This window comes from Pararhodobacter sp. CCB-MM2 (assembly GCF_001691415.1).
In the GTDB taxonomy this organism is placed as follows: Bacteria; Pseudomonadota; Alphaproteobacteria; order Rhodobacterales; family Rhodobacteraceae; genus Pararhodobacter.
The window spans coordinates 27,095-48,172 of record NZ_LRRR01000033.1 but is presented as its reverse complement, the minus strand read 5'-3'; the positions used below and the strand labels follow the sequence as shown (position 1 = coordinate 48,172).

The window sequence follows — 21,078 nt, the reverse complement described above, 5'->3', positions numbered from 1 at the left end:
GTTCTGAGGCTTGGGCTTTGGGGCGGCCGGGCGGCCGGGGCACGCTCCCGCCCACCCACCCGCGCGCCCCGGCCGCCCTGTGCGGGCCTTGGTCCGGGGCGGGTTTTGAGTATTTGGGACAAGGTGAGGGGGCGGGTTCTTAGCCCCTTTCGTGGCGTAGCGGGCGGGAGAGGAGCAGGTCTTTGGCCTCGTCGAGGCTAACCGCGCCTTTCAGAAGGGCCGAGACCATGCAGGTCACCGGCATCGTGTCGGCATCTTCCTGTGCGGCGATGGCGTGGGCGGTCATCACGCCTTCGATCGTCTGGGCGGCGTCCGGGACCTCACCGCGCCCCAAGGTGAGGCCGTGGCGGAAGTTGCGGGACTTCTCGGAGGTGCAGGTCAGAACCAGATCGCCGAAGCCCGAAAGGCCGAACAGCGTCTCGCGTTGACCGCCGCGGGCCTGCGCCAGCCGGCCGATCTCGGCAAAGCCGCGGGTCATGAGGGCGGCGCGGGCGCTTTCGCCAAGCCCCGCACCCAGGACCACGCCGGCGGCAATGGCGACGACGTTTTTCAGCGCCCCGCCCAGCTGCGCGCCGATCACGTCCTCGGCCAGATAGAGGCGCAGGTTATGGGTGGCGAGGGCTTCCTGCAGCTCGGCCCCGCCATGGGCGGTGGCGAGGGTGAGGGCGGTCGGCTTGCCGCGGGCGATGTCGATGGCGAAGCTGGGGCCGGTGAGGACAGCGACACGGGCGCCGGGCAGGACGGCCTGCAACACCTGCGTCGGCAGGAGGCCCGTATCCAGCTCCACCCCCTTGCAGCAGGCGACCAGCCAGCGCCCGGCCAGCGCGGCGGCATGGGCCTCGGCCAGACGGCGCACTTGCTGGGTGGGGACGGCCAACAGCAGGATCGGCGCCGTCGCGGCCTCGGCCAATTCGGCGGTCACGGTCAGGCTGTCGGGGAAAGGCGCGCCGGGCAGGCGGGCGGTATTCTCGCGCTCGGCCTGCATCCGGGCGACCTGCGCGGCGTCGCGGGCCCAGAGGGTCACCCGGCGGCCCGTCTGCGCCAGCGCGATGGCAAGGCCCGTGCCGAAGGCTCCGGCGCCCAGAACGCCAATGTCAGGACCCGTCATGGCCCCCCTTTCCGCCCTTTCAGGCTTTGCACCCAAGGCCCCGGAACGCTATGAGGGGCAAATTGCCCCGCGCGAGGAGGGCCTGATGGTCGATATCGCAAGCCGTGTCCATAATCACAACTGGAAGATCGACCCGATCGTCCGGTCGCTGATCGACACCGACTTCTACAAGCTTCTGATGTGCCAGTCGATCTTTCGCAACCGGCCGGACACGCGGGTCACCTTCAGCCTGATCAACCGCACCAAGGATGTGCGGCTGGCCGAGCTGATCGACGAGGGCGAGCTGCGCGAACAGCTGGACCATGTCCGTTCGCTGTCGCTGTCGCGGGGCGAAAGCACCTGGATGCGCGGCAACACCTTCTACGGCAAGCGCCAGATGTTCCGCCCGGATTTCATGGAATGGTTCGAGGGGCTGCGGCTGCCGGACTACCATCTGGAAAAGCGCGACGGCCAATACGAGCTGACCTTCGAGGGCGCCTGGCCCGAGGTCATGCTGTGGGAGATCCCGGCGCTGGCGATCCTGATGGAGCTGCGCTCGCGCGCCGTGCTGAAGACCATGGGCAAGTTCGAGCTGGAGGTGCTCTATGCCCGTGCGATGGCGCGCGTCTGGGACAAGGTGCAGCGCCTGCGCAAGATCCCGAACCTGAAGATCGCCGATTTCGGCACCCGTCGCCGTCACAGCTTCCTGTGGCAGGATTGGTGCGTGCAGGCGATGCTGGAGGGCCTCGGTGACAGCTTCACCGGCACCTCGAACTGCCGCATCGCCATGCGCCGGGATCTGGAGGCCGTGGGCACCAATGCCCATGAGCTGCCGATGGTCATGGCCGCGCTTGCGGATAGCGATGCCGAGCTGGCCGAGGCGCCCTACAAGGTGCTGGCCGACTGGCACGAAGAGCACGACGGCAACCTGCGCATCATCCTGCCCGACACCTATGGCACCGAGGGCTTCCTGAAGCACGCGCCCGATTGGCTGGCCGGTTGGACCGGGATGCGGATCGACTCGGGCGATCCCGCTGCCGGGGCCGAGACGGCGATCCGCTGGTGGAAAGAACGCGGCGAGGACCCGCTGAACAAGCTGGTGATCTTCTCGGACGGGCTGGACGTGGAGAAGATCGAAGAGCTGCACGCCCAATTCGCCGGTCGGGTGAAGGTCTCGTTCGGTTGGGGTACGCTTTTGACCAACGATTTCCGTGGCCTCGCACCAAATGACGCGCTCGCGCCGTTTTCGTTGGTGTGCAAGGCGGTTTCGGCCAATGGGCGACCGACGGTGAAGCTGTCGGACAACCCGCGCAAGGCGATGGGTCCGGCCGACGAGGTCGCGCGCTATCGCCGGGTCTTCGAGACCGGCACGCAGGAGGCAATGGCGGTCATCGTCTGAGCCGTCGCCTGCGTATTTGCGGCAGAATGAACGAGGGGGCGGGGTCATTGGGCCGCGCCCCTTTGCGCTAAGGGCTTGAGCCGGGGCAGGGGGGCGGCTATTGCCAAGCGAAGCCAAGGAGACGCCATGTCCTTCAACTCGTTCGGCCACCTGTTCCGTGTCACCACCTGGGGCGAATCCCACGGGCCCGCCTTGGGCGCCACCGTCGATGGCTGCCCGCCGGGCGTGCCCCTGACCGAGGCCGACATCCAGCCCTGGCTGGACAAGCGCAAGCCGGGGCAGAACAAATACACCACCCAGCGGCGCGAGGCCGACGCGGTCGAGATCCTCTCGGGCGTCTATGAGGGCAAGACTACCGGCACGCCGATCCAGTTGATGATCCGCAACACCGATCAGCGGTCCAAGGATTACGGCGAGATCGTCAAGACCTTCCGCCCGGGACACGCCGACATCACCTATTACCAGAAATACGGCATCCGCGATCCGCGCGGCGGTGGGCGTTCCTCGGCCCGCGAGACGGCGGCGCGGGTGGCGGCGGCGGGCGTCGCGCGGCAGGTGCTGGCCACGCTGGTGCCGGACCTCAAGATCACCGGCTACATGGTGCAGATGGGCCCGCGCGGCATCGACCGGACGAAGCTGGACCTTTCAGTCATCGGCGACAACCCCTTCTGGTGCCCGGATGCGGCGACTGCCGAGCTTTGGGCGACTGACCTCGACGCCCTGCGCAAGACCGGCAATTCGGTCGGGGCGACGATCGAAATCGTGGCCTCGGGCCTGCCCGCCGGCATCGGTGCGCCGATCTACGCAAAGCTCGATTCCGAGCTGGCCGCAGCGATGATGACCATCAACGCGGTGAAGGGCGTCGAGATCGGCGCAGGCTTTGGCGCGGCGGCCCTGACGGGTGTCGAGAATGCCGACGAGATCCGCCTCGGCAATGAAGGCAAGCCGGTCTATGGCTCGAACCATGCGGGCGGCATTCTGGGCGGGATTTCCACCGGGCAGGATGTGGTCGTGCGCTTTGCTGTGAAACCGACCTCCTCGATCCTGCAGCCGCGCCAGTCGGTGACCATCGACGGCCAGCCGACCGAGGTCATCACCAAGGGCCGCCACGATCCCTGCGTCGGCATCCGCGCCGTCCCGGTGGGAGAGGCGATGATGGCCTGCGTGCTGCTCGACCAGCTGCTGCTGCACCGCGCGCAGGTGGGCGAAGGCCCGCGCGGCGTGATCGGATGAGTTGGGCCCCGGTGACCGAAAGCGTCACCGAGCGGGTGGCGGATTTCCCCGCCCGCGCCATGGCGGCGACGCTGAGCCGGCCTGAGGATTTCACCCCCGGTACGCCCCTGCCGCCGCTCTGGCACTGGTTCCATTGCCTGAAGCTCTACCCGATGACCGAGGCCGGTGCGGATGGCCATCAGGCGCTGGGGCATTTCCTCCCCGACCTCGGTCTGCCGCGCCGCATGTGGGCCGGCGGGCGCTTCACGTTCTACCGCATGCCGGTTATCGGCGCCGAGGTCACAAGGACCTCCGTGGTCTCGAATGTGGCGCAGAAGGAGGGCCGCTCCGGCCCCATCGCCTTTGTCACGGTTTCCCATCGCTGGACCGACGCCGAGGGCGCGGTGATCGACGAGGAGCAGGACGTGGTCTACCGCCGTGCCGACGCCCCGGCGGGCGCCACGGTCCCCGCCCCTAAGGGCGAAACCCTGTCGCGCGAAATGTCGGTCGGCCCGGTCGATCTGTTCCGCTACTCGGCCCTGACCTTCAACGGCCACCGCATCCATTACGACCGCGATTTCTGCGCCTTAGAAGGCTATGACGGCCTCGTCGTCCACGGCCCCCTGCTGGCCACCCTGCTTCTGGACCTGCTACGGATCGAAGGCGCCCGCTGGCCCCTAACCTTCCAGTTCCGCGCCATGGCCCCCGTCACCGCGGACACGCCCTTCACCCTCTGCGCGACCCTCAACGGCAACGAGGCCACCCTCTGGATCCGCCGCCACGACGGCGTCCAGGCCATGAGCGCCACGGCCACGCTGCGCCCTTGATATCTTCGTTCTGAAAATATCCCGGGGGTCCGGGGGCAGAGCCCCCGGCTTGGTCGCCTAAGGCGCACGCGCCCCGAAGGGGACGGGCAACGCGGGCGAAACCCCTCAGACCGCCTTCACATAGAAGACCCGGTCGAACCCCGCATCCATCCGCCGATCCACCTGCACATAGCCCAGATGCGGATACAGCGTCAGGTTCTCGGTCATCATCGCATTGGTATAGAGCCGCACCTCGGGCAAACCTGCCTCACGCGCGGCCTCCTCGGCGCAGCCCACCAGCTTCCGCCCCAGACCCTGCCCGGCGGCGGCGGGCAGAAGCGCCACGGCATCGAGATAGACGTGATCCGCCTCGGCCCAATAGGCCACGAAGCCCAGCACCACGCCCGCCTCGTCACAGGCCACGCGCACATGCCCGGCCTCGACCAAAGCCGCGTAATCGGCATCCATCGGCGCCGGGCGGCGGCCGATCCGGGGGATGTACAGCGCATAGGCTGCCTCGGCGCAGGCGCTGATGGCGGGCAGGTCGGCAATCACGGCCAGACGAATCATCAAAGACACTCCGAGTGAACAACGAAAAACCCCGCCGAAGCGGGGCCATCCGTCAGCAATGCTGCCAGCCTGAGATCAGGCGGCGGCTTTCGCCAGCTCTTTCTTGATCGCCAGAACGCGATCCGAGAGCTCGACATCCTTCGCCTTGGCGAGGAACGCATCCAGACCACCGCGGTGATCGACCGAGCGCAGGGCAGCCGCCGAGATGCGGAGCTTGTAGCTCTTGCCAAGGGTTTCCGACGCCAGGGTCACATCGACCAGGTTCGGCAGGAAGCGCCGCTTGGTCTTGTTGTTGGCGTGGCTCACGTTGTTGCCCGACATCGGGCCTTTACCGGTCAGTTCGCAGCGGCGCGACATGCTGTCATCCTCGTCTTTGTCAGGCGGGCGCCGGGTCCCACGAACGGGGGCGCCGTCAATCGGAAAGGGCACTGCCATGGCAATGCCCAAAAACTCGTGGGGCTGCTTAGGCGGATTTCGGGGAGACGTCAAGGGATTCGGGCGCGGATTCCGGCAAGCCCGGCAAAGCCGCCACCAAAGCCCGTGCCGCCGCCCCCGGCGCCACCTGCCCGGAGGCCACCTCTTCCGCCGTCCGGGCCATCAGCGCGCGGGCCGCCGGCGTCTCCAAACCGGCCAGAAGGGCCTGCTTCACCTCCTCGGTGAACCAATGCCGCGCCTGCTCTTCGCGCCGCCCGTCCCAATGCCCGTTCTCCTTGCGCCAGCTCGCAAGGCTGCGGATCTGCTCCCACACGTCCGAGAGCCCCTGCTCATGCAGCGCCGAGGCCGTGATCGCTTTGGGAAAACCCGGGGCATCCTGCGGGCGCTTGCGCAGCAGCCGCAGCGCCCCGGCGTAATCGGCGCAGGTGCGGGTCGCGGTCGCCTTCAGATCGCCGTCGGCCTTGTTGACGACGATCAGATCGGCCGCCTCCATGATGCCGCGCTTCACCCCCTGCAATTCGTCGCCGCCCGCCGGGGCCAGCAGCAGGACGAAGACATCGGAGAGCTCGGCCACCACCGTTTCCGACTGGCCCACGCCCACCGTCTCGATCAGCACCACATCAAAGCCCGCCGCCTCGCAGAGCGCCACCGCCTCGCGCGTGCGCCGCGCGACGCCGCCCAGATGCGACTGGCTGGGCGAGGGGCGGATGAACGCCCCCGCATGCCGTGACAGCCGCTCCACCCGCGTTTTGTCGCCCAGAATCGACCCGCCGGTCCGCGCAGAAGATGGGTCGACGGCCAAAACGGCGATCTTCAACCCGGCCTCGGCCAGCATGATCCCGAAGCTCTCGATGAAGGTCGATTTGCCAACTCCCGGCGTGCCCGAAAGCCCGATCCGCAACGCCTGCCGCCCATGCCCGGCCAGTTCGGCCAGCAACTCGGTCGCTTGCTCACGGTGATCGGGGCGGGTCGATTCGACCAAGGTGATCGCTCGAGCCAAGGCGCGACGGTCAGCTTTCAGGATGCGGGTGGCGAATTCGGTCATGGCCTCTCTCTTGCCCGCCGCGCCCGCACATGTCCAGCCTGCGGAACGCTGCCCGTCTTTGTGCTGCAAGTATCCCGGGGGAGTCGCGCAGCGACGGGGGCAGAGCCCCCTCTCACTTCAACTGACTATCCTTCGAGCCCCGCCGGTTGATCCCCGGCCGCGCCCGGAAGGCATGGTCCCTCTCGTCCTGACACTCGCGGCACAACGTCACCCCGGGGATCGCCGCACGACGCGGCTCGGGGATCGGCTCCTCGCATTCCAGGCAATGGGTCCGGCTCTCGCCGCCCGCTTTGGTGCGCAGCCGCATCCGGGCGAGCTCCTCGCCGATCGAGGCCTCGATCTGCTCGTTCACCGCGCCGTCCTTCGCCCATCCGCCTGCCATGGTCCGCTCCTTGCTGGCCCGCTTCTTGCCCGGGGAGACCGCAACCCCTAGGCTGCCGCCGTGTTCCGAGTAAGCAATGTAGGGAGGGCGCCCATGCCCCTGCAAGCCTTTGCCCCCGGTCTCTGGATCGCCGAGGGGACGCCCATCAAGGCCGCGCTGGGATTTCGCTACCCGATTCGCATGGCGGTGCTGCAGGTCGAGGATGGTGGGCTGCTCTTGTGGTCGCCCGTGCAGCCCGAACCCCTGCTGGTGGCCGAGATTGCCGCGATGGGGCCGGTGCGGGCGCTGATCGCGCCCAACAAGCTGCACCATGTGTTCCTCAAGGACTGGGTCGCGCATTTCCCGCAGGCCGAGATCCATGCCGCCCCCGGCCTTGCCTCGAAGCGCGACGATCTGACGATCAGCGGAACGCTCCATGACCTTGCGCCGAAGGGCTGGGAGGGCGTCGAGGTGCAACTCGTGCCCAACAGCATCGCGCCCGAGGCGGTCTTGTTCCACCGCGCCTCGGCCACGGTGCTGATCTGCGACCTGCTGCAGAACATGCCGGGGGATTGGTACCACGGCTGGCGGCGGCTTCTGGCGCAGCTGGACCAGATGATGGAGCTGCATCCGACCGTGCCGCGCAAGTTCCGCTTCGCGCTGGGGGCCGAGGCGAAGGCGCCGCTGGTGCGGATGCTGGGCTGGCCGGCAGAGCGGGTGCTGATGGCGCATGGCACGCCGGTCACCCGCGACGGGCAGGCCTTCCTGCAGCGCGCTTTTGCAGGCCTTTAGGTCGCGCCCGGCCATTGTCCGCCCCCGGGGCTGATGCCACATAGAGGGCATGTTCCAACGCGTCGACCTGCCCCTGTGGCTTCTGATCCTCATCGTCCTCTTTGCGGCGGTGGCTTTCCTGTCGCATTTCCTGTTCCCCTCGGTGCGCTGGTTCCTGCGCCGTCGGATGGAGCGCGCGGTCGAGGAGCTGAACAAGCGGCTGGACCGGCCGATCCGGCCGTTCAACCTGATGCGCCGGCATGACCAGATCATCCGCCTGTCCTATGACCCGCAGGTCATGCAGGCCGTCGCCGAATACGCCCGTGCCGAGGGCATCCCTCGCACCGTCGCGCACGAAAAGGCCCGGCTTTACGCGCGCGAGATTGTCCCCGGGTTTTCGACCGCGACCTATTTCGGCTTTGCCATCCGCGTCGCACGGGCGCTGAGCCGGCTGTTCTACAAGGTGCATATCCAGCGCGACGAGGGCGATACCCTGCGGCGCATCGACCAGAATGCCGCCGTGGTTTTCGTCATGAACCACCGCTCGAACATGGATTACGTGCTGGTCACATGGCTGGCCGCGCGGCGCTCGACCCTGTCCTATGCGGTGGGCGAATGGGCGCGGGTCTGGCCGCTGAAGCAACTGATCCGCGCGATGGGGGCCTACTTCATCCGGCGGCGCTATTCGACAGACCTCTACCGGGCCGTGCTGGCGCGCTATGTGCAGATGTCGGTGCAGGAGGGGGTGACGCAGGCGATGTTCCCGGAAGGGGGCCTCAGCCTGACGGGCGCGGTCGGTCCGGCGAAGAAGGGGCTCTTGCACTACATCGTCCGCGATTTCGATCCGCAGGCCGAGGGGCGCGATGTGCAGGACGTGGTCTTCGTACCCGTGGCGCTGAACTACGACCGGGTGCTGGAGGACGAGGTGCTGGTGCAGGCCGGGCGCAAGGGCGATCGCCGCTTTCGCCTGCGCGTGACCGAAGCCGCCGGTTGGTTCTTCTGGATCCTGTGGCAGAAGCTGCTGCGCCGGACCTCGACCTATGGCCATGCCGCTGTCTGCTATGGCCAGCCGCTGTCCCTGCGCGCCTATCAGGCCGGGCGGGCCGAGATCTCGACCGAGGCGCTGGCCGAGGAGCTGATGGGCCGCATTCGTACCGCCGTTCCCCTGCTGCCGGTGCCCCTGACCTGCGCCGCGTTGCAGCGGCTGTCGCTGCCCGAAGGCGGCAGCGTCTCGGCCCGGGATCTGGAAGCCGCACTCACCGACCTCGTGGCCGAGGCGCAGGGCAAGGGCGCCAACCTGCATCTGGTCGAGGGTTCGGTCGCCCGGACCTTGGACTTCGCCCTGTCTGCATTGGCGCGTCAGGGGTTGGTCACGCGTGATTCGGAGGGGGTGCATCTGCCCCCGGCACAGGCCCCATTGCGAGGCTATTATGCGGCTTCGGTGCTGCAACGGCTGGCGGAACCGGCGGAAATCACGCTTCCGGGGCCCTCGACGCTCACCCTGCCGGAAACGGGCGAGACATAAAATTACAACATCAGCCCATTTGGGGTTGCATTGTTGCGTGGCCGATTTTATCTATGCTGCAACTGCCGCATGGATTCTGCATCGCGGCGGGCTGTTTAGGAGAGAGACATGGCCCTCGACGTGAATGCCGGCATTGCCCAGTACGACGCCCCGGAAAAGGACCTCTACGAGATCGGTGAGATGCCTCCGATGGGCTATGTCCCGAAAAAGATGTACGCGTGGAACATCCGCCGCGAGCGTCACGGCGAGCCCGACAAGTCGTTCCAGGTCGAGGTCGTCGATACCTGGGAGATCGACAGCCACGAGGTGCTGGTCCTCGTGATGGCGGCGGGCGTGAACTACAACGGCGTCTGGGCGGGCCTCGGCAAGCCGATCAGCCCCTTCGACGTGCACAAGCAGGATTTCCACATCGCGGGCTCGGATGCCTCGGGCATCGTCTGGAAGGTGGGCTCGGCCGTCAAAAGCTGGAAGGTCGGCGACGAGGTCGTGATCCACTGCAACCAGGACGACGGCGACGACGAGGAATGCAACGGCGGCGACCCGATGTTCTCGCCCAGCCAGCGGATCTGGGGCTACGAGACCGGCGATGGCTCGTTCGCGCAGTTCACCCGCGTGCAGGCGCAGCAGCTGATGCCGCGTCCCAAGCACCTGACCTGGGAAGAGGCCGCCTGCTACACGCTGACGCTGGCCACCGCCTATCGGATGCTGTTCGGCCATCACCCGCACGAGCTGAAGCCGGGGCAGAACGTGCTGGTCTGGGGCGCCTCGGGCGGTCTGGGTTCCTATGCGATCCAGCTGGCGAACACGGCGGGTGCCAATGCGATCGGCGTTATCTCGGACGAATCGAAGCGCCAGTTCGTGATGGATCAGGGCGCCAAGGGCGTCATCAACCGCAAGGACTTCAACTGCTGGGGTCAGCTGCCCACGGTCAACTCGCCGGAATACAACGAGTGGCTGAAGGAAGCGCGCAAGTTCGGCAAGGCGATCTGGGACATCACCGGCAAGGGCGTGTCCGTGGACATGGTCTTCGAACACCCCGGCGAGGCGACCTTCCCGGTCTCGACGCTGGTGGTGAAGAAGGGCGGCATCGTGGTGATCTGCGCCGGGACCTCGGGATTCAACTGCACCTTCGACGTGCGCTACATGTGGATGCACCAGAAGCGCCTGCAGGGCAGCCACTTCGCCAACCTCAAGCAAGCGGCGTCGGCCAACCGCCTGATGATCGAGCGTCGTCTTGATCCCTGCATGTCCGAGGTCTTCCCCTGGGCCGAGATCCCGGCCGCGCATATGAAGATGCTGAAGAACGAGCACAAGCCCGGCAACATGGCGGTGCTGGTGCAGGCCCCGCGTACCGGGCTGCGCACCTTCGAGGACGCGCTGGAAGCCGGCCGCAAGTAAGCTCCGTTTGAACGACGCGCCCTGTCCCTCGGGCGCCGGGGCCATCCCTTCGGGGGTGGCCCTTCTCATTGTCGTGACCGGTGATCGCGACGGGCTGCAACGAATTCTCAACCCTATGCCTCAAGATTGAAACTTTACGAGTGATCTTGCGGTACCGGTTCGGGATAGGAGTGTAGCCATGGCGCATGACTGGATGAGACACACCATGGAGGAGATGCGCAGTTACGCGCGCCTGCATGGTCTGACCGCCCTTGAGGAGCATCTGGCGCAGGCCTCGCTTCTTCTGGAGGTGGAACTGGCCAATCGGCCGGACCCGCGGGTGGAAGAGGGCATCGGCCCCCGGCACTGAGAGGCTGGTGCGGGTGGCTTGCGGCTGGATCGGGCTGGGCATAGCGTGCGCCGGCGTGATCTGACGCCGACACCTGATCCGGGGATTCTCCGTGCACCGTTATCCTGACACTTGGTACAGCCGAACGCTGGCCGACACCCGTGAACGCCCGGTTTTGAGCGGCAGCCTGCGCGTCGATTGCGCCGTGGTTGGCGGCGGCTTCGCCGGGCTCTTCACCGCGTTGCAACTGGCGCGGGGCGGGATGCGCGTTGCGGTGCTGGAGGCGCAGGCGGTGGGCTTTGGGGCCTCCGGGCGCAACGGGGGCTTCGTCTCGGACGGTTTTGCCAGCGGCGAGGCGATGATCCGGGCCCGTGTCGGCGCGGCCCATGCGCAAGCGTTGCAGGATCTCTCGGCCGAGGGTGTGGAGATCATGCGCAGCGCGATCAACGACTTGCAGATCGCGGGCGCCATGCCGGTCGACGGCCTGCTGCGCCTGCGCCGCTTTGACCGGGCGGAGGATCTGAAAGCCGCCGCGACCCCCGACATGCCCTATCTGGACCGCGCGGCGATCCGTCAGCGCGTTGCCTCGGACCGATATCTGCACGGTTTGGAGGAAAGCACGGCCTTCCACATCCACCCCTTGAACGTGGCCCGCGGCCTCGCCGCCGAGATCGAACGCCTCGGCGGGCTGATCTTCGAGGGCAGCGCGGTCACCGGCGCAGACTACAGCGCGTCGCCCAAGGTGCTGACCATGGCGCGGGGGCGTGTCGAGGCAGACCAGATCGTGCTGGCGACCGGCGGCTATTCCGGTCCGCTGGAGCCACGCCTGCGCCGGGCGATGCTGCCGATTGCCACCTATGTGATGATGTCCGAGGCCGCGCCCGAGCTGCTGGCGACGGCGATCCAGACCCCGATGGGGATCGGCGACGACCGTCGGGCCTCGGATTACTACCGGCTGGTCGAAGGCGGCGCGCGCCTCCTGTGGGGCGGGCGGATCACCACCCGCGCGGCCAATCCCGAGGGCATCACGCGCGAGCTGCGCGCCGAGATGATCGGCGCGTATCCGCAGCTCGCCCCGCTGAAGACCGAGCTCGCCTGGTCCGGTCTCATGGCCTATGCCCGCCACCGGATGCCGCAGATCGGCGAATTGTCGCCGGGCGTCTGGCACTGCCTCGGCTTCGGCGGGCATGGGCTGAATACCACGGCCATCGCCGGGACCGTGTTGGCCGAGAAACTCCTTGGAAAGACGGACAGAATTGCCCTTTTCGCCCCCTATGGCCTGGACTGGGCCGGTGGGCCTTTCGGGCTGGCCGCCGCGCAAGGGACCTACTGGGCGCTGCGGGTGCAGGATTGGTGGCGCGAAAGAAAATCGTCGAACCGTTGAACCCTCGGCGGGGCTGGCACGACCCAAGGACATCCACACAATGTGGATTTCATTTCAAACCTTGGAGACTTTCTATGATCCGTTACTTTGCCATCGCCGCCACCGCCCTTTCGATCACCGCGACCTCGATGACGCCCGCTCAGGCCGGCCCGATTTCCTCGCTCAGCGAGTGCTACACCGCCGTCATCACCTGGTGCACCGAGACCTTCCCCGACCACGCTGATTCCTGCGGCTCGTCCTCGGCCCTTGATGAGTGCGACGAAGAATTCGGCAACGCCACCGCCAGCCCCGCCTTCGCCATCCGCCGCAACGGCCCGGCGATCTCGGAACGCACCTTCCGCCGCCTGATGGCCGGTGCCACGGTCATCCGCGCCAGCCGCTGATGCCCTGCCAATGACCGCCGGAACGGGCTCCCGCGTTCCGGCGGCTTTACTTTTCCCCGAAGCTGGCATCCAAAAGGCGCATGACACAGGCCTTGGTTGCCGGCTTTCTCACCGGTCTCTCCCTCATCGCCGCCATCGGTGCACAGAATGCCTTCGTCCTGCGGCAGGGCCTGAAGCGCGAGCATGTCGGCGTCGTTGTTCTTCTTTGTGCAGGTTCTGATGCCCTGTTGATCACGCTGGGTGTCGCAGGCTTCAACGCCGCCGCCGAGCGTCTTCCCTGGCTGGAGCCGTTGATGCTCTGGGGCGGGGTCGCCTTCCTTCTGGTCTACGGCGCGCTGCGGTTCCGCGCGGCGCTGCGAGGCGGCGAGGCCCTGGCCGCCGGTCAGGCGCAGGCCGTGCCCTTGAAGCGCATCGTGCTGACCTGCCTCGCGCTCACTTGGCTCAACCCCCATGTCTATCTGGACACGCTGGCGCTGCTGGGCGCCTTGTCCGCGCAATATTCGCCTATGGAGGCGGTCTTCGGCATCGGCGCCGTGATCGCGTCCTTCTGTTTCTTCGCGGCCCTTGGCTATGGCGCCCGGCTTCTGGCCCCGGTGCTCGCCAAGCCCCGCGCCTGGGTCGTGGTCGAGGCCCTGATCGGCCTCGTCATGTGGATGATCGCAGCCAGCCTGGTGATGCAGGCCATCGGAGGATAAGCCCATGAAACAGCACAGCTATACCAGCGCGATTCGCTGGACCGGCAACACCGGCGAGGGCACCGCGCATTACCGCGCCTATACCCGCGACTGGGAGGTGGCGGTGCCGGGCAAGCCGGTGATCCCCTGCTCGAACGACCCGCTGCTGGGTGGCAACAAGGGGCTGATGAACCCCGAGGACATGCTGCTCTCGGCGCTCTCGGGCTGCCATATGCTGTGGTATCTGCACCTCGCGTCCGATGCCGGGATCGTGGTGACGGCCTATGAGGATGCGCCCGAGGGGACGGGCGAATTGGAGCCCGGTGGTGCGGCGCGCTTCGTGAAAGCGGTGTTGCGGCCCCGAATCACGTTAAAGCCGGGCGCGGATATGGCGCGGGCGGAGGCGATCCATCACGAGATCCACAAGGTCTGCTTCATCGCCCGCTCGGTAAATTTCCCGGTCGAGATCCAGCCGGTTTTCACCGTGGAAGCCTGAGGGAAGCGCCATGCCCGACCTCGGGAGGGCGTTGCCGCAAGCCGAGGGGTTGAGCTTCAAAGCCCGGATGTCGCCCGTGCTGAGGATTGGCCGCCGAATGCCCTCCAGGGGGGGGCGGGCATGGCGCTGGCGCGCCGGAGCGCCCCTTAGATCGACGCCCGCTCCGGCAGCCGTTCCAGCCTCTCCGCTACCATGTCCTGTAGCCGCCACAGATGGCTGTCATGGATGCCGGCCTCGGCCAGATGCTCGCAGGTGTTGAGCAGGTATTCCGCCATCGTCCCGCCGGTCCCGACCGCACCGGCCAAGGCATCGGCGACCTCCTCGATCGGCCCCTCGGGGCAATAGGCCCACCACGTCCGATCCATGGTGAAGGCCACCGCGCGGACCATGCCCTGCGCGGTCTTCGCGCGGACCCATTTCGGCGGGCGCGGCGGCTCCTTCTCCAACAGCGCGATCAGATCGGCGCGCTCATTCCCCGGTTCCATCCGCTGCACGATCCCGTGGCACGACCCACCCCGATCCAGCGACAGCATGTAGCCCGGCGCCTGTGGCGAGCCCCGGAAGCGGCGGATCGGCCCGAGGCAGAAGCTGCGGTGCCAGCCATGCACCAAGGCGTGTCGCCGTTCGGCCACCGGCATGCGCGGGTTCCAGATCAGCGAGCCCGAGGCGAAGACCCAAAGGCCCGAGGGATCGGCCTCGGCCAGCAGGCGGTCGGCGGTGTTCGGGTAGTGCTCGGGCGGGGTCGGATCGCCGCGCACCGGGCCTTCCTCGTCCACGCGGGCGGGCAGGCGGTCGACAAGCGCGCGGGTCAGGCGGAGAGCTGGCGGCATGGGGGATCCTTTTGCGCCAAGCCTAGGCCCGCCGACCGCCCCGGCAAAGCGAAAGCGCCGTGCAGGGGCGCGCGGCTTCTGTGCGCTCAGTCGGAGGGCACGGAGAGCGATTTGCGCGCCAAGGACAGGAACAGCGTGCGTTCCTCGTCACTCAGCGGCGCGAGGATCTCGGCCTGCAGGCGTTTGACCAGGGGCAGGAAGGCGTCGAACAGCTTGGACCCCGTCTCGGTCAGGCGCAGCTCGCGCGCCCGCCTGTCGCGCGGATTGACCACGCGCTCGACCAGCCCCTTGGTCACCAGCCGCTCGATCACCCCGCCAATCGTCGCGCGGTCATAGGCGATGAGCGCGGCCACCCCCGCCTGATCGACGCCGGGATGCTGACGGATCGCATCCATCGCCGCGAATTGCACCGATGTGAGGTCGAACCCGGCCTCCCGCGCATGCTGCGTGAAGACCTGCGTCGATTGCTGATGCAGCCGCCGGATCAGGTGACCGGCCATGCCGAGGGCTTCCATCGCGTCCTCTCCCGTCTCTATCACCTTGATCGTACAGCGTTTCGGCTGAAATAGAAAGTACACATACTTTTTCGTTGACGCAAGATGATATGTACAGTTATCAATTCTGCATCCCCCGCGATGCGGGGCCATGGAATCACGGGTTGGGAGGACCTCATGCAGTACCATCTGAACGGCTTCCGGGCGGGCGATCCCGATATCCACGCGGCCGCAGCCAATGCGCATGACCGCAGGGACGGCCTGCCCGAGACGATCGATGTGCTGATCGCCGGCTGCGGCCCGGCGGGCCTCTGTTTGGCGGCGCAACTGTCGATGCATCCCTCGATCCGCACGATGATCGTCGAGCCCAAGCTGGGGCGGATGGAGAAGGGGCAGGCGGACGGAATCTCGGTCCGCTCGATGGAGATGTTTCAGGCCTTCGGCTTCGGCGAGAAGATGCGCCGCGAATCGGTCTGGATCAACGAGACGACCTTTTGGACCCCGGGCGAGGAAGGCGGCATCAGCCGCGCCGCCCGTGTTCAGGACGTGCCGGACGGGATGTCCGAGATGCCCCATGTGCTGATCAATCAGGCCCGCGTGCATGACATGTATCTGGATATCATGCAGAATTCGCCGACGCGGCTGGAGCCTGATTATGGCTACCGCGTCGCCGATCTGGTGATTGATCCCTCGACCGACGACCATCCCGTCACCGTCACGCTGGAACATACCGCGCCGGGGCAGGAGGGGCGGACCTCGGTGGTTCGCGCCAATTACGTCGTCGGCTGCGACGGCGCGCGCTCTTCGGTCCGGCGGGCCATCGGCGGGGCGCTGCATGGCGATGCGGCGCATCACGCCTGGGGGGTGATCGACCTCCTCGCCGTCACCGATTTCCCCGATTGGCGGATGAAGAGCTTCGTGCGCTCCGAGCATGAGGGCACGCTGATGGTGCTGCCGCGCGAGGGGGGCTACCTCGTGCGGCTCTATGTCGAACTTGACCGGCTGGGCGAGGATGAGCGCGTCGCTGATCGCGGGATGGATGCGAGCCACATCATCGACAAGGCGCAGCGCATCCTGCATCCGCATTCGCTCGATGTGAAAGAGGTCGTCTGGTGGTCGATCTACGAGATCGGCCATCGTCTGACCGACAAGTTTGACGATGTGCCCGCCGATCAGGTCAGCACCCGCGCGCCCCGCGTGATGCTGGCAGGCGACGCCTGCCACACCCATAGCCCGAAGGCCGGGCAGGGGATGAATGTCTCGATGGGCGACACGTTCAACCTCGGCTGGAAGCTGATCTCGGTGCTGGAAGGCCGGGCCGAACCTGCGCTGCTGCATTCCTATACCGAGGAACGGCGCGGTGCGGCCAAGGGCCTTGTCGACTTCGACCACAAATGGTCGCGCGTTGTCGGCGGCGCGGCGGGCGAAGATGTGCCGGGCGATCTGCCCGCCGTCGCGCGCGCCTTCATCGGCAACCTGCCCTTCACCTGCGGGCTGACGATCCAATACGAACCCTCGGCCCTGACCGGCGGGGCGGCGCATCAGGCGCTGGCCACGGGCTATGACATCGGCAAGCGCTTCCACTCAGCGCCGGCGGTGCGGCTGGCGGATGCGAAGCCGATGGAACTGGGCCATTGCATCGACGCCGACGCGCGCTGGCGGCTGTTCCTCTTCGCGCCCGAGGGGGATGCGGGGCAGAAGGGTGGCGCTGTCGCGACGCTGTGTGACTGGCTGGAGAGCGACCCGGACTCGCCCATCGTCGCGCATACCCGCGTGGGCGAGGATGTGGACGCGGTGATCGACGTGCGCGCGGTGTTCCAGCCGGGTTTCCGCGAGGTGGACTACGGCGCGATGCCCTCGATGCTGCGGCCCCACAAGGGCGATTACGGGCTCTGCGACTACGAGAAGGTCTTCTGCGCCGATCTGCGCGCGGGCGACATTTTCGACGCCCGAGGCATCGACCGTGCGCAGGGCTGCGTGGTCGTGGTGCGCCCCGATCAATATGTCGCGCAGGTTTTGCCACTGACAGCGCGCGAGGAACTGACCAACTTCTTCGCCGGCATCCTGAAGCCCGCGGCCTGAGCCGTCGCGCTTGCCCGGGGGCAGGGGCCGGTCTAGGGTCCGCCGCGACGCAGCATGCCCGGAGGCCCCGATGTCCCTGTTCGAACGCTGGCTCAGCCTCTGGGTCGCGCTGGCCCTGATCGCGGGCCTGATCCTCGGCGCGGTGATGCCGGGGATCTTCGGGGTCTTGGCGGGGCTGGAATATGCCTCGGTGAACCTGATCGTCGCGGTGCTGATCTGGGCCATGGTCTACCCGATGATGATCGGCGTGGATTTCGGCTCGATCCGCTCGGTCGGGGCGCGGCCCAAGGGGTTGATCATCACGCTGGTGGTCAATTGGCTGATCAAGCCCTTCACCATGGCCGCGCTGGGCGTGTTGTTCTTCGAGCATGTCTTCGCCGGCCTCATCGACCCGCAGGACGCCCCGCAATACATCGCAGGCCTGATCCTTCTGGGCGCGGCGCCCTGCACGGCGATGGTCTTCGTCTGGTCGCAGCTGACCAAGGGCGACCCGAATTACACGCTGGTGCAGGTCTCTGTGAATGACCTCGTCATGGTCGTGGCCTTCGCGCCGATCGTGGCTTTCCTTCTGGGCGTGACCGAGATCGAGGTGCCCTGGGCAACGCTGGTGCTGTCGGTCGTGCTCTATGTCGTGGTGCCGCTGATCGCCGGGATCCTGACCCGCCGGGCGCTGCTGGCCAAGGGCGGCTTGGCGGCGGTCGAGGGCTTCATGGCGCGGATCAAGCCGGGTTCGATCCTGGGGCTGTTGCTGACGGTGGTGCTGCTGTTCGGCTTCCAGGGGCCGGTGATCCTGGAGCGCCCGCTACTGATCGCGCTGCTTGCTGTGCCCATCGTGCTGCAAAGCTACGGCATCTTCGCGCTGGGCTATGCCTGGGCCTGGGCCTGGCGGTTGCCGCACCGTGTCGCCGCGCCCTGCGCCCTAATCGGCACATCGAATTTCTTCGAACTCGCCGTCGCGGTCGCCATCGGCCTTTTCGGCCTGCAATCGGGCGCGGCACTGGCCACGGTGGTGGGTGTGCTGGTCGAGGTGCCGGTGATGCTGTCGCTCGTGGCCTTCGCAAACCGGACACGCGGAAGCTTCCCGGCAGAGCCGTGAGTTTCACCTGAGATATCAGAGAGGTTAGCGTGGGCCACCATCCTGTCCCGAGAGGGAGGATGGTGGGCGACCCTTCCACCGGTCATGCTTCCGCACGGTTCCGCAAGCTTCTTGTTTCTCATTTAAAAACAGTTAGTTAATTTGATTTCGGTTTCGCATGACTCTTGACGGTTCCGCCTAGTTCCAGCTAATTTCTTTGTTAGGGATTGGTTAGGAGGTGGCAGGCGTGGCGCGCGGAACCGAACTGTTGACAGTCGCAAAAATCAAAAGCCTCAAGAAGCCGGGGCACTATCGCGACGGCGGCGGGCTTTACCTGCAAGTGTCGAAGTGGGGCACGAAATCTTGGGTCTTCAAGTTCACGGTTCCAACCTATGAAAAGCTGTCGGACGAAGACCTTGCCGCCGGTCGAACACCGAAGCGCATCCCCGGCAAGCTTCGTAGCATGGGCTTGGGGTCGGTCTTCGATTACGACGAAAAAGACGCCGATGACGTTCCTGAACTCGAACGCATGACCTTGGCCGATATTGTCGCGAAGCCGAACGATCTTCGCCTTGCTGACGTTCGCAAGCTTCGCCTGATCCTGAAAGACATGGTAAGGGCCGGAATTGACCCTATCGAACACCGGGCCGCGCTTGAACTGCGGAAGCAACAGGCGGTGCGGGACGAAGCGGAAGCCGAACGCGCAGCGGCGGAAGCGAAGGCGCTTGAGGAAGCCCGCAAGAAGACCTTCAAGGATGCGGTCGGCGAATATCTCAAAAAGAAGGACGCCGAGTTGTCCAATGACCGATACCGGCAAGCTTGGCGCAACAGCCTTGACGCTTACGCCCTGCCGATCATCGGCGATATGAGCGTTGATGAAATCGAAGTTTCGGACGTGCTGCGCGTCCTGAACCAAGATTTCCGTGATAAGTCAGGCGAAGTCATCGGCACATTGTGGGAATGCCGAACCGAAACCGCGTCGCGCCTGCGCAACCGTATTGAAGCTGCCCTTTCTTGGGCGACCGTTTCGGGCTTTCGGGCGGGCGACAACCCGGCGCGCTGGACGGGCAACCTAAAGGAACTTCTGCCGAACCCGTCGAAGGTTGCGAAAAAAACCAATCAACCGGCGTTGGACCTTCCCGATTTGCCCACATGGTTCGCCGAACTGCGCCAGCGGAAGGGCACGGGGGCGCGGGCGCTTGAATTTGCCATGTTGTGCGCCAGCCGGTCGGGCGAAGTCCGCAACATGACATGGGATGAAGTTCGGGACATGGACGGCGACAACCCCCAATGGGTTATCAGCGCGGATAGAATGAAAATGTCACGCCCGCACGTTGTTCCTTTGTCATCCGCAGCCGTCGAAGTGTTGAAGGCTCTTCCCCGGCTGCCGGGCGAAGACCTTGTTTTTCCGTCCAGCAAGAAGGGAAAGCCGATTTCGGATATGACAATCAGCAAAGTTATGAGGCTGATGCACGAAGCGAAGTTGAAGAAGGACGGTTGCGGATACGTTGATCGGGAAAGCAAACGGCCCGCCGTTCCCCATGGAACTTGTCGCGCGACGTTCCGCACATGGGTTCAGAACGAAACCGAATACGATCCTGCTATGGCAGAGGTCGCTCTGGCTCATAAAGTTGATACGAAGGTCGCCCAAGCCTATGCGCGCGGCGATATGCTGAACAAGCGTCGCGGAATGATGGCGCATTGGGCCGCTGTCTGTCATGGCAAGAAGCCCGCCGGAAATGTCGTTGATCTGACGAACCGGGGGGTCGCGTGATGGAAGGTCAGACCTTTAATCCCTTGGCTGGCGATGATCGAATTGCCAAGATCGCGAAGCATGTGGGTTGCAGCGTTCCAGAAGTTGAAGCCGCGTTCGGCACTCTATTGACCTTCAACCTTTGGATGGCAGAACGATCCGAAAGCGGCGAAGCGCGGCAGGAGGCAAAAGCCCTTCGTGACTTTGCTGCCAAGTTTGAAGCCAAGTTTCCTCACCTGACCGAAATCAGGGACGACATTCTTGCCGAAGCGGCAGTAGCGGCGCATTTCACCGACGCTAGAGCATACCCGGCGACCAAAGGACGGAAGGAACGGGCGCGCATCATCGCGAACGCCGTCGCAAAGCTGTTTGTTGCCACCGGTCGAAGTGTCGGCGTTGGAAAATCCGCATATGACGGGGAGCCATCAACGGCATTTGGGCGCGCTGTTCAGTATGCGCTTGCGGTGTTTGAGATCGAAGCTGACTGGTATCAGCCCGCAAAAGACGCCCGCAACAATACCAACTAGGCGGATATTTTCCCTTTCAGTTGCGTCTTATACGCCGATCCGGCGACCCGATAGCTTCGTCTCATGCCCACAAGTAAGCATGAGGAAGCACGATGACCCTTCACAGTTCCAGTGACACGACGCCGGGCGCAGATGCGTTCGACCGGTCCGCCGCGAAGTCCGAACCCCTAATTCCCGAAAGCGCGCAGCACGTCCAAGTTCGTCTTGATACGGTCAAGGCGATGCTTGGCGGAATTTCGACTTCGGCCCTGTATGCCGATATGTCGAAGGGCGTCTTCCCCCGACCGATCACCATTTCCCGGCGCATGGTCGTTTGGCCGCTGGACGAAGTGGAACGGATCAGCGCGGCGAGGATTGCGGGCAGAACCCCCGAACAAATCCGCGTCCTTGTTTCGCAGCTTGTCGAAGCGCGCAAAGACCGTTCGTAGCGATTGGTGGAACGG

23 protein-coding genes are annotated in these 21,078 nt (G+C 65.9%); 16 read left to right on the top strand and 7 right to left on the bottom strand.

All coding sequences use genetic code 11. The annotated features are described in order from the left end of the window. Nucleotides 1-139 precede the first annotated feature (139 nt). Nucleotides 140-1,108 carry an NAD(P)H-dependent glycerol-3-phosphate dehydrogenase gene (locus tag BCY78_RS21005; protein WP_068305721.1) on the bottom strand — a complete coding sequence of 323 codons (969 nt, stop codon included), beginning with the start codon at nucleotides 1,106-1,108 and terminating at the stop codon, nucleotides 140-142. 85 nt (nucleotides 1,109-1,193) lie between these two features. Between BCY78_RS21005 and pncB the strand changes: the two genes are divergently transcribed. The 3 genes from pncB to BCY78_RS20990 all read left to right on the top strand — a co-directional run bounded on the left by pncB (nucleotide 1,194) and on the right by BCY78_RS20990 (nucleotide 4,525). Further along, a complete protein-coding gene (gene pncB, locus BCY78_RS21000) occupies nucleotides 1,194-2,486 on the top strand; it encodes a nicotinate phosphoribosyltransferase (protein WP_068305731.1) in 1,293 nt (430 codons plus the stop codon). Nucleotides 2,487-2,612: 126 nt separating this feature from the next. After that, the gene (gene aroC, locus BCY78_RS20995; RefSeq protein WP_068305719.1) at nucleotides 2,613-3,719 is read left to right on the top strand and encodes a chorismate synthase; all 1,107 of its coding nucleotides are present in this window, start codon (nucleotides 2,613-2,615) and stop codon (nucleotides 3,717-3,719) included. Further along, nucleotides 3,716-4,525: a MaoC family dehydratase N-terminal domain-containing protein gene (locus BCY78_RS20990; RefSeq protein ID WP_068305718.1), complete on the top strand. Its 810-nt coding sequence runs from the start codon at nucleotides 3,716-3,718 to the stop codon at nucleotides 4,523-4,525. The genes aroC and BCY78_RS20990 overlap by 4 nt, the downstream gene beginning before the upstream one ends. A 105-nt stretch (nucleotides 4,526-4,630) precedes the next feature. Here BCY78_RS20990 and BCY78_RS20985 read toward each other — a convergent pair whose 3' ends face one another. From BCY78_RS20985 to BCY78_RS20970, 4 genes are all read right to left on the bottom strand, one after another. Continuing rightward, nucleotides 4,631-5,074, bottom strand: coding sequence for a GNAT family N-acetyltransferase (locus BCY78_RS20985; RefSeq protein ID WP_068305716.1), 444 nt, complete (start codon nucleotides 5,072-5,074; stop codon nucleotides 4,631-4,633). A 75-nt stretch (nucleotides 5,075-5,149) separates the two neighbouring features. Continuing rightward, nucleotides 5,150-5,431 carry a 50S ribosomal protein L28 gene (gene rpmB / locus BCY78_RS20980; protein WP_068305715.1) on the bottom strand — a complete coding sequence of 94 codons (282 nt, stop codon included), beginning with the start codon at nucleotides 5,429-5,431 and terminating at the stop codon, nucleotides 5,150-5,152. Between the two features lie 106 nt (nucleotides 5,432-5,537). Further along, the gene (meaB, locus tag BCY78_RS20975; RefSeq protein WP_068305713.1) at nucleotides 5,538-6,554 is read right to left on the bottom strand and encodes a methylmalonyl Co-A mutase-associated GTPase MeaB; all 1,017 of its coding nucleotides are present in this window, start codon (nucleotides 6,552-6,554) and stop codon (nucleotides 5,538-5,540) included. 112 nt (nucleotides 6,555-6,666) lie between these two features. Next, complete coding sequence (locus tag BCY78_RS20970) at nucleotides 6,667-6,936, bottom strand: DksA/TraR family C4-type zinc finger protein (protein ID WP_068305712.1); 270 nt, start codon at nucleotides 6,934-6,936, stop codon at nucleotides 6,667-6,669. A 93-nt stretch (nucleotides 6,937-7,029) separates the two neighbouring features. On the opposite strand from BCY78_RS20970, the gene BCY78_RS20965 reads away from it, so the two are divergent. From BCY78_RS20965 to BCY78_RS20935, 8 genes are all read left to right on the top strand, one after another. Continuing rightward, nucleotides 7,030-7,707, top strand: a complete 678-nt coding sequence (locus BCY78_RS20965; protein ID WP_068305710.1) for a DUF4336 domain-containing protein — start codon at nucleotides 7,030-7,032, stop codon at nucleotides 7,705-7,707. A gap of 49 nt (nucleotides 7,708-7,756) precedes the next feature. Continuing rightward, a complete protein-coding gene (locus BCY78_RS20960) occupies nucleotides 7,757-9,211 on the top strand; it encodes a 1-acyl-sn-glycerol-3-phosphate acyltransferase (RefSeq protein WP_068305708.1) in 1,455 nt (484 codons plus the stop codon). Between the two features lie 108 nt (nucleotides 9,212-9,319). Further along, the gene (gene ccrA / locus BCY78_RS20955) at nucleotides 9,320-10,609 is read left to right on the top strand and encodes a crotonyl-CoA carboxylase/reductase (RefSeq protein ID WP_068305707.1); all 1,290 of its coding nucleotides are present in this window, start codon (nucleotides 9,320-9,322) and stop codon (nucleotides 10,607-10,609) included. A gap of 178 nt (nucleotides 10,610-10,787) precedes the next feature. Continuing rightward, nucleotides 10,788-10,958: a hypothetical protein gene (locus tag BCY78_RS25675; RefSeq protein ID WP_158515976.1), complete on the top strand. Its 171-nt coding sequence runs from the start codon at nucleotides 10,788-10,790 to the stop codon at nucleotides 10,956-10,958. Between the two features lie 91 nt (nucleotides 10,959-11,049). Next, nucleotides 11,050-12,321 (top strand): FAD-binding oxidoreductase, encoded by a 1,272-nt coding sequence (locus tag BCY78_RS20950; protein ID WP_083195208.1) that lies wholly within the window; start codon nucleotides 11,050-11,052, stop codon nucleotides 12,319-12,321. Between the two features lie 74 nt (nucleotides 12,322-12,395). Further along, nucleotides 12,396-12,704: a hypothetical protein gene (locus BCY78_RS20945; protein ID WP_068305705.1), complete on the top strand. Its 309-nt coding sequence runs from the start codon at nucleotides 12,396-12,398 to the stop codon at nucleotides 12,702-12,704. Between the two features lie 80 nt (nucleotides 12,705-12,784). Further along, the gene (locus BCY78_RS20940) at nucleotides 12,785-13,399 is read left to right on the top strand and encodes a LysE/ArgO family amino acid transporter (RefSeq protein WP_068305703.1); all 615 of its coding nucleotides are present in this window, start codon (nucleotides 12,785-12,787) and stop codon (nucleotides 13,397-13,399) included. Nucleotides 13,400-13,403: 4 nt separating this feature from the next. Next, complete coding sequence (locus tag BCY78_RS20935; protein WP_068305701.1) at nucleotides 13,404-13,874, top strand: OsmC family protein; 471 nt, start codon at nucleotides 13,404-13,406, stop codon at nucleotides 13,872-13,874. A gap of 146 nt (nucleotides 13,875-14,020) precedes the next feature. On the opposite strand, the gene BCY78_RS20930 is transcribed toward BCY78_RS20935, so the two are convergent. Then, complete coding sequence (locus BCY78_RS20930; RefSeq protein ID WP_068305699.1) at nucleotides 14,021-14,704, bottom strand: gamma-glutamylcyclotransferase; 684 nt, start codon at nucleotides 14,702-14,704, stop codon at nucleotides 14,021-14,023. Nucleotides 14,705-14,790: 86 nt separating this feature from the next. Further along, nucleotides 14,791-15,219, bottom strand: a complete 429-nt coding sequence (locus BCY78_RS20925) for a MarR family winged helix-turn-helix transcriptional regulator (protein WP_068305697.1) — start codon at nucleotides 15,217-15,219, stop codon at nucleotides 14,791-14,793. Between the two features lie 156 nt (nucleotides 15,220-15,375). Here BCY78_RS20925 and BCY78_RS20920 point away from each other — a divergent pair, with 156 nt between their 5' ends. From BCY78_RS20920 to BCY78_RS24855, 5 genes are all read left to right on the top strand, one after another. Continuing rightward, nucleotides 15,376-17,280 (top strand): FAD-dependent monooxygenase, encoded by a 1,905-nt coding sequence (locus BCY78_RS20920; protein ID WP_068305696.1) that lies wholly within the window; start codon nucleotides 15,376-15,378, stop codon nucleotides 17,278-17,280. Between the two features lie 70 nt (nucleotides 17,281-17,350). After that, a complete protein-coding gene (gene arsB / locus BCY78_RS20915; protein WP_068305694.1) occupies nucleotides 17,351-18,376 on the top strand; it encodes an ACR3 family arsenite efflux transporter in 1,026 nt (341 codons plus the stop codon). A gap of 226 nt (nucleotides 18,377-18,602) precedes the next feature. Then, a complete protein-coding gene (locus BCY78_RS20910; RefSeq protein WP_068305693.1) occupies nucleotides 18,603-20,129 on the top strand; it encodes a site-specific integrase in 1,527 nt (508 codons plus the stop codon). Beyond that, entirely contained in the window at nucleotides 20,129-20,635 is a 507-nt protein-coding gene (locus BCY78_RS20905; protein ID WP_068305691.1) for a hypothetical protein, read from the top strand. The genes BCY78_RS20910 and BCY78_RS20905 overlap by 1 nt, the downstream gene beginning before the upstream one ends. Before the next feature lie 92 nt (nucleotides 20,636-20,727). Then, on the top strand, nucleotides 20,728-21,063 hold the full coding sequence (locus BCY78_RS24855; protein ID WP_083195207.1) for an AlpA family transcriptional regulator: 336 nt from the start codon (nucleotides 20,728-20,730) through the stop codon (nucleotides 21,061-21,063). Nucleotides 21,064-21,078: the final 15 nt, after the last annotated feature.